This window comes from Amycolatopsis sp. NPDC045836, assembly GCF_056431745.1.
Genome location: NZ_JBWKKF010000005.1, coordinates 373324 through 385005 on the forward strand (window position 1 = coordinate 373324; position 11682 = coordinate 385005).

Consider the following 11682-nt stretch of genomic DNA (forward strand, 5'->3'; position numbering starts at 1 on the left):
CCGACCGTGAGCCAGGATGTCGAGCGCATCGCCCGTTACAACGAGCAGCGGCAACAGGAATACGCCTCGTCGGAACTGATCCGCCTGCTGTCCGACGAGAACACCCCCGAAGCCACCAAGCGTGCCGTGCTGACCTACCTGCAGCCCTGGTCGAACGCCTTCCAGCGGATGATCAGCGCCCGGGTGATGTACGAAACCGACCCGGAGCAGCGGGCGCTGGCCCTGGAGCACCAGCAGGAAGAGGTCGGCCACGACGCGATCCTGGCCAGGACCCGCGCGGAGGACACCCGGCTGGTCTGGGACCCGGTCATCGAAGCGGGTGCCTCCTGGTTCGTCGACCAGTTCGCCGTGCTCCCGAGCATCGGCCGCACCGTGCTCGCGCACCTCGCGCTGGAAGCGGGCAGCCTGGTGCTCAGCCAGGCGGGCACCCGTGCCTTCCCCGACGACCCGTACTTCGAACTGCACGACGAGGCCGACGTCGAGCACCTCGAAATGGGGTACCGCGTGCTGCGGCAGCGCGGCGACTGGAACGCCGAAGACCTGATCGCCGTGCTCGACCGCGCGTGGCAGGTGATCAACGTGGTGTCCGACCGCATCGCCGAATGCGCCCGGCAGGACACCGGCCTGGTCGCCGCGTGAGAACCGGGCTCGAACCGGCGCGCGCCGTCGCGCTGGAGAGTGCCCGGGCCTGCGAAGAAGCTCTGTCCGGCCGCTTGGCCGCCGCCTACCTACTCGGCAGCCTGGCGTACGGCGGTTTTTCCCAGGCGGTCAGCGATATCGACCTCGCGCTGGTGCTCACCGATCGCCGCGAAGGTGACGCGGACGCGGTGGCGAGCACCAGCGAAGCCTTGCGGGACAAGGGAGAACTGCACCGCAAGGTTTCGGTGTTCTGGGCTTCGCTGCCGGCGTTGAGCCAGGGGCGGGACGATGGGCGGTTCCCCGCCATCGACCGCCTCGAACTGGCCGAGCACGGCGAGCTGCTGTTCGGTGAGGACGTGGCCGGGCAGGTGGCGCGTCCCTCCGGGGCGGAAGCGCGGCTGGAGGGCGCGCGGTTCGCCGTCGGGGTGCTGGCCACCGACGAGGTGGTCGCGGAGTTCCACCAGCCGCGCCGGCTGCTGGCGGATCCGGTGTGGTTCACCAAAGCCGTGTTGTTCCCGGTCAGATTCCTCTACACCAACACGGAAACCACCGGGCGGGCGGCACGCAACGACGAGGCGATCGCCTGGTACCTGGCCCGGCCGCAGGCACCGGCGAAGGAACTGGTCCGGCTGGCGGAGCGGGTGCGCGCCGGGCAGCCGTTGGACCCGGCCGAAGCCGGGCCCCGGCTGGCGGCGGAGCTGGTCCCGCTCTACCGGCACTACCTCGACGACGTGGTGCCGCGCTTGACGGGTGAGCTGGTCCCCGCTTTCGAGGACTGGCGGGCCCGCCTGGCTACTGGTACTTGATGTCGCCCGGGGAGTAGCGGCAGTGGGTGCTGTCGGGGCCGGAGCCGTTCTGCTCGGGTTCGTCCCCGTCGTCGTTGCCGATGTACTTCTGGCAGATCACCATCTTCCGGCTGGGATCGTTGACGATGGTGAGGCCGCTGGCCCGGAACGTGTCGCCGTAGTTGGTGTTGATCCCGGCCACCCGGTTGCCCGGCCGCGTCAGCGTGACGTCCCGCAGCACCACGTCCCGCTGGTACTGGGTGGAGCAGTTGCCGCACGAGCGGTAGAACGCACCGAACCCGCTCGCCTGGAAGCCCTGCACGGTCAGCGTTCCGGCGCCGTTGTGCTGGAACACCTTGTCGCCGGCCGACCGGGCGCCGCCGCCGTCGACCAGGAAGGCGGGTTCGCCGCTGCCGCGGAAGGTCGCCGCGTCCTCGCCGACGTCCTCCCACCACACGTTGCGCAGGGTGCAGGGGCCGGAGCAGTGCACCCCGTCCCCCGCCGGGCCGCCGATGATCACGTTCTGCAGCGTGGCCCCGGGAGCGAGCAGGAACATCGGGTCCTGGTCCTCCTCCTGGCCGCCGTCGCCGATGCAGCAGTACCGCTTCATGCCGCCGTCCAGGCCGCTCGCCGGGACCGAAACCGTGCCGTTCACGCTGACCTGCCCGGTCGGCGTCGGCCAGGCGGGCACGGGCGCCGCCGATGCGGTCGACGGCCACCACAGCAGGCCGCTGGTCAGGAGCGCGCCCGTGAAGAGCGCTGTCAGTTTCTTTCGCACGGGAGCAGCGTAGGAAGAACCACGTGGACAATGGCGGACGCCGGGTGGACTCCGCCGCTCAGCCGCCGAAGAGCTTGCCCGCCTGTTCGATGATGGTCAGCACGCTGAGCACCCCGAACAGGGCGACCGACCAGCCGAGCACCGCCGTGCGCCCCCCGCGGATGCGGATGGGCTCCGGCAGCACCTTGCGGTTCAGCACGATCAGCAGCCCGGAGTAGAGGAACATCATCAGCCCGCCGACGCAGGCGGAGATCACCAGCAGGATCAGCGGCTGGGCGAACCCGGCCAGCACGATCACGCAGCCGGCCAGCACCAGCACCCAGACCACGACGAAGTACAGCGTGCTTTCCTTGGCGTCCTTCGCATACGCGGTCTTGAGCACGTCCGCGGTGAGCCTGCTCGAATAGTCCACGATGCCCAGTGCGGCGGCGAACAGCGCCAGCGCGCCGACCACCCAGAACAGCGTGCCGAACCAGACGCCGACGGTGTCGGAGAGCACCTGGCCCTCGATGCGCAGGAAGCCGATGTTGTTCGGCAGGTCGGACCGGCCGTGGACGGTCGAATAGGCCAGCAGCGAGGTGAACGTGATGGACAGGAAGGTGATCAGCACGAAGGTGTAGAGCTGCTCGCGGTTGGCGAAGCGCCACCACGCGCGCCACCGCGAAAGGTGCTCTTCGGTCGGTTCGAAGATGAACCCGGTGCTCGGCGCGGCCTCCGGCTTGCCGGTGACCGGGCTCTTGATCCGCGGCACGTACCGGCCCATGCCGAAGCCCTTGTCGCGGATCCAGTTGCTCTGCACCAGGTTCTGCCCGCCACCGGCCCCGGCGAAGGCGAGCGCGCCCATCAGGAAGGCCAGGCCGAGGTCGATCGGCACGCTCGCCTCGGTGACGATCTTCGGCACGTCCGCCCAGGCGTCGGCGGAGATCGCCACCACCGCGCCGACCGCCAGCAGCACCAGCACCGCGGCGACCTTGAGCATCTCGGCCTTCTCCAGCGCCACGTAGACCACCGGCGCGAGGGTGAGGATCAGGCCGATGGCGAGCAGCAGCCCGACCGAGATCCAGCCGACGTCCCCGCCCCAGAGGTAGGTGATCAGGGTGGCCGAGCTGGTCGCCCAGCCGGGCCACAGGTTCGCCAGCATGGTCAGCACGGCGAAGACCAGGCCCCAGTGCCGCCAGTAGCGGCTGAAACCGGTGAGCGCGGTTTCGCCGGTGGCGAGGGTGTACCGCTCGATCTCCATGTTGAGGAAGAACTGGGTGGCCAGGCCGATCAGCGCCGCCCAGACGAAGCCGAGGCCGATCTGGGAGGCGATGTAGGGGAACAGGATGAACTCGCCGGAGGCGAGCCCCACCCCGGCGGCGATCACGCCGGGGCCGATGATCCGCCAGGTGGAGGCCGGGGCTTCCGGCAACGGCCGGAGTTCGGGCGGCGGCAGGTGCCTGCTCGCCGGGAAACGGGCGGTCACGTCGTTGTGCTGCCTCGTCATCGGGTGATCCCTTCGCCGCGACTCGGAGATCTTGACGGGAGATCGTACCCGGGAACCCACCCGGGTGGGGGAGGAATTTCCGGCCTACTCCCGGCGGGCCGCCTGCCGGAAGTGGTCCGCGGCGAAGTCGGCCAGTCGCCGGGCCGCCAGGGAGAAGTAGGTTTCCGCGCGCCACACCGCGGTGAGGCTGCGGTGGCACCCCGGGGCGTCCAGCCGCACGTGGGCGACCGGGGCGTGGGCGACGTACCGGCGGGACATGCCCGGCACCAGGCCGATGCCGAGGCCCTCCGCGATCAGCACACCGGTGGCCCCCGGTTCGTCGCTTTCACAGGTGTAGTCGGGCCGCAGCCCCGCCTCGGCGAACAACCGGTCGGCCAGTTCACGCGGCCAGTAACCGGGCCGCGTGGTGACGAACGATTCGCCCGCGAGCTCCGCCGGCCGGACGCGTTCCCGGCCGGCGAGCCGGTGGCCCGGTGGTACGGCCAGCAGGACCTCCTCGCGCATCAGCTCCCGCGTGCACAGGTCCGGCCCCGGCAGCGGCTGGGAGGCGAAGCACAGGTCGACTTCGCCGTCGCGCAACTGCTTGGCCATGACCGTGGCGGACGACTGGTGGAGCCGGATGTCCACGCCGGGGTGGGCGGCGCGGAAGTCGGTGACCATGCCGGTGATGGTGAGCAGGGTCTCCGCGGCGATGGCGACGCTGCCGTGGTCGAGACCGGCGGCGTCGGCCAGTTCGCGCCGGGCGTCGTCCAGTTCGCGCAGGACGCGGTCGACGCGGCGGAGGAAGCCGGCGCCGAACCGGTTGAGCCGCAGCCCGCGCCCGGCCCGGTCGAACAACGGCACCCCGAGATCGGCTTCCAGCCGGGCGATCGCGCGGCTGAGCGACGGCTGGGCCACGTGCAGTTCGGCGGCCGCCCGGCTGAGGTGTTCGCGGTGGGCGACCGCCTGGAAGTAACGCAGTTGCAGCAGGTCCATATTGATAGCCCCAGCGTCATGAGTTCATGCCGATCTTGGTCTTGGACAGCATAGGTCTTCCGTCCTAGCTTCGAAGCAAGCGAGAGAAGGAAGGCCGGGGGATGAAGGCGGTACTGGGGGTGCTGCGCGGGTTCGTCACCGCGCACGCCGTGGCGATCTTCGGGCAGCCGGTGTTCGCCGGCAGCTATCTGGCCGGTGACTACGACATGCTGGCGCTGCACGCGCTCGGCGCGGATCTGGTCTTCTACGTCGGCCTGGCGCAGCTGGTGCCCGCCGCGCTGCTGTGGTGGCGCGGCGGGGTGCGCTGGCCGTTCGCGGCGAGCGTGCTGCTGCTGCTCGGTGAGACCGGGCAGTACGCCGCCGGGCTGGCCGGGGCGCTGGACCTGCACCTGCCGCTGGGTGCCGCGCTGGTCACCGGCGCGTTCGCCACGGCGGTGGCGAGCTGGCGGACGACGGGGGTGCGGCGGTGAACGGGCTGTCCCGGCGCCGGTTCCTCGGTCTGGCCGGTGGGGCGGGCGGGCTGCTCGCCGCCGGGCTGGCCGGACCGCGGTTGTTCCGGTCGGCGGCGGCCACCGGTGAACTCCTCACCAGTGAGGTGCCGCTGCCGCCGCCGTTCCAGGTCCCGCTGCCGATCCCGCCCGTGCTGCGGCCGGTCGCCCGTGACGCGGGAGCCGACCGGTACCAGATCGTCCAGCGACCGTCCACAGTGGAAATCATTCCCGGGCTGCGCACGCCGATCTGGGGTTACGAAGGCACCTTTCCCGGGCCGACGCTGGAATCCCGCAGCGGGCGGACCACCATCGTCCGGCACCGCAACGAACTCCCGGTGCCGACGGTGGTCCACCTGCACGGCGGCCGCACCCCGCCGGAGCACGACGGTTACGCCACCGACCTGGTGCTGCCCGTCACCGGCTGGCGGCCCGCGCACGCGCACCCGGAAATGCACGACCCGGACGCCGGGATCACCACGGGCGAGCGCGACTACGTCTACCCGCTGCGGCAGAAGGCGGCCGCGCTCTGGTACCACGACCACCGGATGGACTTCACCGGCCCGGCGGTCTACCGCGGCCTCGCCGGGTTCCACTTCGTCCGGGACGACGAGGAGGACGCGCTGCCGTTGCCGCGCGGGGAACGGGAACTGCCGCTGATGATCGCCGACCGGGCGTTCGCCGAGGACGGTTCGATGCGCTACCCGTCCGCCGACCGGACCCTGACCGCGGTGCCCGGCGTCGAGGAAGCCTACGTGGAGGGGGTGCTGGGGGACGTCATCCTGGTCAACGGCGCACCGTGGCCGGTGGCCGAGGTGTCCGCGACCCGGCACCGGCTGCGGGTGCTCAACGGCTCCAACGCCCGCCGCTACGACCTCGCGCTCGACCCGCCCCCACCCGGCGGCAGCCCGTTCACGCAGATCGGTTCGGACCAGGGCCTGCTCGCCGCGCCGCTGGTGCACGAGCACCTGCCGATCGCCCCGGCCGAGCGGTACGACCTGGTGGTCGACTTCGGCCGGTACCCGGTGGGCACCGAGGTCACCCTGGTCAACCGCCTCGGCACCGGGCCGACCGCGCGGGTGATGCGCTTCCGGATCGCCCGGCGGGCCACCGAGGACAGCCACCTCCCCGCGCGGCTCGGCGAACTCGAACCGCTCGACCGGGCGCAGGCCGTGGTCACCAGGGACTTCTCGTTCCGCGGCGGGCTGGTCGGCGGCAGGCACGGCTGGACGATCGGCGGCGAGCCGTTCTCCCCGATCCGGATCGACGCCCGGCCCCGGCTCGGGGACGTGGAGGTCTGGCGGTTCGTCGCCGATCTGCACCACCCGATCCACCTGCACCTGGTGCACTTCCACGTGCTCTCCCGCGGTGGCCGCGCGCCGGGTCCGTTCGACGCCGGTCGCAAGGACACCGTCGACCTGCGGCCCGGCGAGGCGGTCGAGGTGATCGCGCGCTTCGACGGCTACCGCGGCCGGTACCTGTTCCACTGCCACAACGCCGAGCACGAGGACATGGGCATGATGGCCAACTTCGAGACGATCTGACGGCTCGGCGAATCTTCACCGATCGGGAACCCCCGAGTTTGGGGATACGCGCGGCGCGGCCCCGCGGCGAAGCTGAACGGCAAGTCGCGCGGCCGCGTTGACAACCACCGGAAGAACTCCGACGAGGGGAGCCAGATGGATTCCACCAAGCGTTTCCTGACCGTGCTCGGCGCGATCACCGCCGTGGGCCTCGGTGGCAACGAAGCCTTCGCGACGCCCGCGGGCAGGCGGGGCCGGCACATCGGTACAGCTGGTCACCCGTTGGGGTGGCCGGGCCCGAACCTTTTCCTCCGCGGCGAAACGGGGTCATGCTCGGGAGATGGACGTGGTCGGTGACGTCGTTCCGGCGGCGGGGGAGGCGGTCACGGCGCGGGAGCTGGGTACCGGGCTCTCGCGCCGGATCGGCGTGTTCGTGCCCCACGACGGGTACGTGCTGGTCGGCCTGGACCCGGTGACCGGTGCCGGGTGCCTGGTCGACCGGTACAACGCCTACAGCGCGGGGCTCCGGCACCGGCTGGAGCTCGAGGAGTTCGGCGACCGGCCGCCCTACCTGCTCGGGCGGCTGTTCACCGGCGGGGAACTGCGGCTGGCCCTGCGTCATCGCGGTGTTCCGCTGGGCTGGCCGGCGTTGTTGCGGGAGCGGGGAGCAGGCCGTTCTCCGAGCGCGAAGCGCGGCACGCGGAACGGCTCGCCGCACCGCTCACCGAAGCGCTGCGCGGGTTCGTCTCGGCGAAGCCGCTCCGCCCCGGCAACTGCCCGCTGCCGCCGGGTGTCGTCATCGTCGACCGGCACCACAACGTCGTCGACGCCACGCCCGCCGGGCGCGCCTGGCTGAGCACCTCCGCCGACTTCGCCCGGCCACCCGGCGCGCAACTGCCCCACGACCTGCTCAGCATCACCCTGATCGCGCGACGGCCGGGTGCGCGGGCGCTGAGCCGCTTCGGCCGGTGCCCTGCCCGCGCTCTACGGCTGGTACGGGATCACCGCGGAGGAGCGGTCGGTGCTCGAACAGGCGTTGCGCGGGCTCCCGGCCAAGCAGATCGCCCGGCGCCTCGGCCTGTCCTCGTACACCGTCCACGACCACTTCAAGGCGATCTACCGCAAGACCGGGGTCACCGGCCGGGACGAGCTGGTGGCCGGCCTGTCCGCTCAGCCGGAGCGCGGGGTGACCAGCCCGGTCTCGTAGGCGAACACCACGAGCTGCGCCCGGTCGCGGGCCCCGAGCTTGCCCATGATGCGGCTGACGTGGGTCTTGGCCGTGGTGGGCGAGATGACCAGCCGCCGCGCGATGTCCGCGTTGGACAGGCCGGTGCCCGCCAGCGCCAGCACCTCCCGTTCACGCGGGGTGAGCCCGGCCAGCGAGGGCAGGCTCGCCGGTGTCGGCGGGCGGGCCACGTACTCGGCGATGAGGCGGCGGGTGATCTCCGGGGAGAGCAGGGCCTGGCCGCCGACCGCGACGCGGACCGAGCGCAGCAGTTCGGCCGGGTCGGTGTCCTTGAGCAGGAAACCGCAGGCACCGGCGCGCAGCGCCTCGAACACGTAGGCGTCGAGGGCGTAGTTGGTCAGGATCACCACGTGCACCTGGGTGAGGGCGGGGTGGCTGGCGATGCGGTGGGTGGCTTCGATGCCGTCGGTACCGGGCATCTGGACGTCCATCAGCACGACGTCGGGCCGCAGCCGTTCGGCCAGTTCGGCGGCCCGGGTGCCGTCGGCGGCTTCTCCGACCACCTCGATGTCGGCCTCGGAGTTCAGCAGGGCCGCGAAGGCGGCGCGCAGCAGCGGCTGGTCGTCGGCCAGCACCACCCGGATGGTCATGTGGGCTCCAGCGGGAAGGTGGCTCGGACGCGGAAGCCGTCGCCGTGCGGCCCGGCGTGCAGGCTGCCGCCGAGACCGCTGACGCGTTCCCGCAAACCGGTCAGCCCGGTGCCGCCGCCGGTGGTGGTTGCCGGAGCCGTGGCGGGGCCGTTGTCCACCGTCACCCGCAACGCCCGATCCTCCCGGGCGACGGTGATCCGGACCGGGGCACCGGGTGCGTGACGGGCGGTGTTGGCCAGTGCCTCCTGGACGACCCGGTACGCGGCACGGTCCACTTCGGACGGCAGACTGAGCGGCGCGGCCCGCACCGTGACCACCACGCCGGTGGCACGGGCGCGATCGGCCAGGTCGGCGAGCCGCGCCAACCCGGGCCCCGGCTCGTCCCGGCGCAGCACCTCCACCGTGGCGCGGAGTTCACGCAGGGCGTCGGCACTGGCCGCGCGGATCACCGCCAGCGCGGCGAAATCGCGGTCGCCGAGGTGCGCGGCCACCGACGCCTGGACGTTGATCACCGAGATGCTGTGGGTGAGCGAGTCGTGCAGTTCGCGGGCGATGCGCAGCCGCTCCTGCTGCGCGGCCCGGAGGCGTTCGTGCGCCAAGGCCTGGCGGCGCTGGCGCAGCACCTCGCCCCCGGCGGCCGCGGCGGCCAGCCAGCCGGCGATCCAGCCGGGGCCGAGCGCGGCCGCACCGGCCGTGAGGCCGTGACCGAGCCCGGCGGCGTACGCACCGGCGCAGGTCACGGCCGCGGTCACCAGTGCCGCGCGGGCCCGGCCGGACAGCACCGCGGTGAACACCGCGACGAAGACCGGGGCGGGGGCGAAGATGCTGGCGTAACCGAAGGCGTAGAACGCCACGGCCGCCCCCGAGGTCAACGCCAGCACCGGGCGCAACGCGGCCGAGGCCCACCCGGCGGCGAGGGCGGGCACCACCAGCAACGCGACCCCGGCCGGGTCGAGCGGCCGCAGCGGGCGGCCGTCCGGTGCGCTGAGCGTGGCCGCCACGCAGAACGCCGCCAGCACGACCCCGATCGCGAGGCGGACGGGCACGCGCTGGCTCACGCCCGAGACGATACGGCTGGCCGGCCCCACGGCGTGCGAGAACGCACCAGCATGGCGACCGCCAGTGCGAGGGCACCGCCGTCGGTGACCGCGCTCGGCAGCAGCCCCCAGACGCCGTGCGCGTCGAACGCGGCCGACCACATCGACGGCGGGATCCGGATGACGCCGAGCGCCTGGGTGGCGTTGACCGCGAGCACCGTCCACCACAGGAGCAGTGAGCGGCTGCGCAACGCCAGGAGGCCCAGCGCGTTGCCGAGGAGGTACCCGCAGCCGGCCACGCGGAACCAGGAGGTGAAGGTGGCGGCTTCGGATTCGGCGGTACCGGCCGCACGCATCATCGTGGCGACCAGTTCGTGGTCGACGATGACGAAGTTCTGCAACGCGGTGCCGACGGTGAACACGGCCGAGCACCCGGCCACGGTGAGCTGGATTCGACTGGGCATGACGGCCTTTCTTGCCGGGACCGGGAATTCCAGCCTGCCGCCGGGGTGGCACGGGGGCGTCGTCCGCCGGTCCCGTTTTCCGGGTACTCCCGGGGGAGTACGGCGGGACGTCCGTTTGACGGAGCGGCGGACGGCGATTAGCGTCCGCCGGGCGTGGGACGCCGAAGAGATCGTGGGGGTGCGGTGGGGAAGTCCGGGTTCTTCGGCCACCCCGGCGGGCTGGCCACGCTGTTCTTCACCGAGGCGTGGGAGCGGTTTTCCTACTACGGGATGAAAGCCCTCCTGCTGTACTACATGTACGACCGGGTGAGCGACGGCGGGCTGGGCATTCCCGGCGAAACGGCCCGGTCGCTGGTGGCGGTGTACGGCGCGTCGATCTACCTGGCCGCCATCGCCGGTGGCTGGTTGTGCGACCGCGTGTTCGGGGCGAGCCGGAGCACCTTGTACGGCGGCCTGCTGATCATGTGCGGGCACATCTGCCTCGCTCTGCCCGCCGGTGCCACCGCGCTGTACCTGTCGATGCTGTTCATCGTGGCGGGCACCGGACTGCTCAAGCCGAGTGTGTCCACCTCGGTCGGCCACCTCTACCCGGGGCAGGACGACCGGCGCGACTCCGGGTTCACCATCTACTACACGGGCATCAGCGTCGGCGCGCTGATCGCCCCGCTCGCGGTGGGCACGCTCGGCGAGGAGTACGACTACCACCTCGGCTTCGGCTTGGCCGCGGTCGGCATGGCGATCGGGCTGCTGGTTTTCGTGCGGGGGCGCGGCAGGCTCAGCGAGCGGAGCAGGCGACCGGCCAACCCGGTCCGCCTGGCGGAGGTTCCTCGCGCCCAGGCGGGCTGGGTGCTCGGCGGCGCGGGGGTGCTCGCGCTCGTGGTGGTGGTCAGCGTGCTCACCGGTTCGTTCGGCGCGGACCTGGTGATCGACCTGATCAGCCTGCTGGCGATCGCCCTGCCCGTGGCCTACTTCACCGTGATGCTGAGGAGCCCGCGCACCACCCGCGCCGAGCGTTCCCGGGTGCTGGCGTACCTCCCGCTGTTCCTGGCCGCGGTGTGCTTCTGGGTGATCCAGGAACAGGGCGCGGTCGTGCTGGCCCAGTTCGCGCAGGAGAGCACCGACCTGGACGCGTTCGGCTTCGGCATCCCGGCCTCGTGGTTCCAGTCGGTCGGCTCGCTGGTGCTCATCCTGCTCGCCCCGGGGTTCGCCGTGCTGTGGGTGCGCCTCGCGCGGCGGGACCGGCAGCCGTCCACCCCGGCGAAGTTCAGCTTCGGCCTGGTGGTCGCCGGACTGTCCTACGCCCTGCTGGTCCTTCCGGCGCTGTCTGCCGGGGAGGCGCATCCGCTGTGGCTGGTCGGCAGCTTCACGCTGGTCACCGTCGGGGAGATCTGCCTGTCGCCGATCGGCATGTCGGTCACCACCCAGCTGGCGCCCGCCGCCTTCGCCACCCAGACCATGGGCCTCTGGATCGCCTCCAGCGCGGCGGGGCAGGGCATCTCGGCGCAGATCGTCGGTTTCTACGACCGCGACTCGGCGCCGCTGTACTTCGGCTCGATCGGGCTGGTGGCGGTCGTGCTCGGCGTGCTGCTGCTGGCCCTCGCCCCGGTGATCCGCAGGCGGATGGTGCCCGCCTAGCCGGGGCACCGGCCACCGCGGTACCGGCTCAGAGCC

At 72.0% G+C, this 11682-nt stretch carries 13 protein-coding genes; 7 read left to right on the top strand and 6 right to left on the bottom strand.

The genetic code is table 11. The features are described 5' to 3' along the window. Nucleotides 1–6: 6 nt before the first annotated feature. Both AC07EG_RS11555 and AC07EG_RS11560 read left to right on the top strand, forming a co-directional pair. Nucleotides 7–639 (top strand): hypothetical protein, encoded by a 633-nt coding sequence (locus AC07EG_RS11555; RefSeq protein WP_478252973.1) that lies wholly within the window; start codon nucleotides 7–9, stop codon nucleotides 637–639. Then, complete coding sequence (locus tag AC07EG_RS11560; protein ID WP_478252974.1) at nucleotides 636–1445, top strand: hypothetical protein; 810 nt, start codon at nucleotides 636–638, stop codon at nucleotides 1443–1445. The genes AC07EG_RS11555 and AC07EG_RS11560 overlap by 4 nt, the downstream gene beginning before the upstream one ends. Here the strand turns inward: AC07EG_RS11560 and AC07EG_RS11565 are convergent. From AC07EG_RS11565 to AC07EG_RS11575, 3 genes are all read right to left on the bottom strand, one after another. After that, nucleotides 1432–2202 carry a pectate lyase gene (locus AC07EG_RS11565; RefSeq protein ID WP_478252975.1) on the bottom strand — a complete coding sequence of 257 codons (771 nt, stop codon included), beginning with the start codon at nucleotides 2200–2202 and terminating at the stop codon, nucleotides 1432–1434. The two genes, AC07EG_RS11560 and AC07EG_RS11565, sit on opposite strands and share 14 nt — an antisense overlap. Nucleotides 2203–2260: 58 nt before the next feature. Further along, on the bottom strand, nucleotides 2261–3688 hold the full coding sequence (locus tag AC07EG_RS11570) for an Nramp family divalent metal transporter (RefSeq protein ID WP_478252976.1): 1428 nt from the start codon (nucleotides 3686–3688) through the stop codon (nucleotides 2261–2263). Nucleotides 3689–3772: 84 nt separating this feature from the next. Then, nucleotides 3773–4663 carry a LysR family transcriptional regulator gene (locus AC07EG_RS11575; protein ID WP_478252977.1) on the bottom strand — a complete coding sequence of 297 codons (891 nt, stop codon included), beginning with the start codon at nucleotides 4661–4663 and terminating at the stop codon, nucleotides 3773–3775. Nucleotides 4664–4764: 101 nt separating this feature from the next. Here AC07EG_RS11575 and AC07EG_RS11580 point away from each other — a divergent pair, with 101 nt between their 5' ends. The 4 genes from AC07EG_RS11580 (at nucleotide 4765) to AC07EG_RS11595 (ending at nucleotide 7881) form a co-directional block, all read left to right on the top strand. After that, a complete protein-coding gene (locus tag AC07EG_RS11580; protein ID WP_478252978.1) occupies nucleotides 4765–5133 on the top strand; it encodes a hypothetical protein in 369 nt (122 codons plus the stop codon). Continuing rightward, complete coding sequence (locus AC07EG_RS11585) at nucleotides 5130–6695, top strand: multicopper oxidase family protein (protein ID WP_478252979.1); 1566 nt, start codon at nucleotides 5130–5132, stop codon at nucleotides 6693–6695. Before AC07EG_RS11580 ends, AC07EG_RS11585 begins: the two co-directional genes overlap by 4 nt. A 319-nt stretch (nucleotides 6696–7014) precedes the next feature. After that, nucleotides 7015–7530 carry a hypothetical protein gene (locus tag AC07EG_RS11590; RefSeq protein ID WP_478252980.1) on the top strand — a complete coding sequence of 172 codons (516 nt, stop codon included), beginning with the start codon at nucleotides 7015–7017 and terminating at the stop codon, nucleotides 7528–7530. A 144-nt stretch (nucleotides 7531–7674) separates the two neighbouring features. Next, nucleotides 7675–7881 (top strand): response regulator transcription factor, encoded by a 207-nt coding sequence (locus AC07EG_RS11595; protein ID WP_478253090.1) that lies wholly within the window; start codon nucleotides 7675–7677, stop codon nucleotides 7879–7881. Here the strand turns inward: AC07EG_RS11595 and AC07EG_RS11600 are convergent. Genes AC07EG_RS11600 through AC07EG_RS11610 form a run of 3 tightly spaced genes read right to left on the bottom strand, consistent with a single transcriptional unit; the run spans nucleotide 7845 to nucleotide 10011 of the window. Beyond that, on the bottom strand, nucleotides 7845–8510 hold the full coding sequence (locus tag AC07EG_RS11600) for a response regulator (protein ID WP_478252981.1): 666 nt from the start codon (nucleotides 8508–8510) through the stop codon (nucleotides 7845–7847). The genes AC07EG_RS11595 and AC07EG_RS11600 overlap by 37 nt on opposite strands. Next, complete coding sequence (locus AC07EG_RS11605; RefSeq protein WP_478252982.1) at nucleotides 8507–9568, bottom strand: sensor histidine kinase; 1062 nt, start codon at nucleotides 9566–9568, stop codon at nucleotides 8507–8509. Before AC07EG_RS11605 ends, AC07EG_RS11600 begins: the two co-directional genes overlap by 4 nt. Next, entirely contained in the window at nucleotides 9565–10011 is a 447-nt protein-coding gene (locus tag AC07EG_RS11610; RefSeq protein ID WP_478252983.1) for a hypothetical protein, read from the bottom strand. The genes AC07EG_RS11605 and AC07EG_RS11610 overlap by 4 nt, the downstream gene beginning before the upstream one ends. Nucleotides 10012–10194: 183 nt before the next feature. Here AC07EG_RS11610 and AC07EG_RS11615 point away from each other — a divergent pair, with 183 nt between their 5' ends. Beyond that, on the top strand, nucleotides 10195–11646 hold the full coding sequence (locus AC07EG_RS11615) for a peptide MFS transporter (protein ID WP_478252984.1): 1452 nt from the start codon (nucleotides 10195–10197) through the stop codon (nucleotides 11644–11646). The last annotated feature ends 36 nt before the right edge of the window (nucleotides 11647–11682 follow it).

Bases quoted from the DNA above. Each gene is read 5' to 3' on its own strand.
- AC07EG_RS11570 (WP_478252976.1), bottom strand. From the start codon at position 3,688: ATGACGAGGCAGCACAACGACGTGACCGCCCGTTTCCCGGCGAGCAGG.
- AC07EG_RS11575 (WP_478252977.1), bottom strand. From the start codon at position 4,663: ATGGACCTGCTGCAACTGCGTTACTTCCAGGCGGTCGCCCACCGCGAA.
- AC07EG_RS11580 (WP_478252978.1), top strand. From the start codon at position 4,765: ATGAAGGCGGTACTGGGGGTGCTGCGCGGGTTCGTCACCGCGCACGCC.
- AC07EG_RS11590 (WP_478252980.1), top strand. From the start codon at position 7,015: ATGGACGTGGTCGGTGACGTCGTTCCGGCGGCGGGGGAGGCGGTCACG.
- AC07EG_RS11600 (WP_478252981.1), bottom strand. From the start codon at position 8,510: ATGACCATCCGGGTGGTGCTGGCCGACGACCAGCCGCTGCTGCGCGCC.
- AC07EG_RS11610 (WP_478252983.1), bottom strand. From the start codon at position 10,011: ATGCCCAGTCGAATCCAGCTCACCGTGGCCGGGTGCTCGGCCGTGTTC.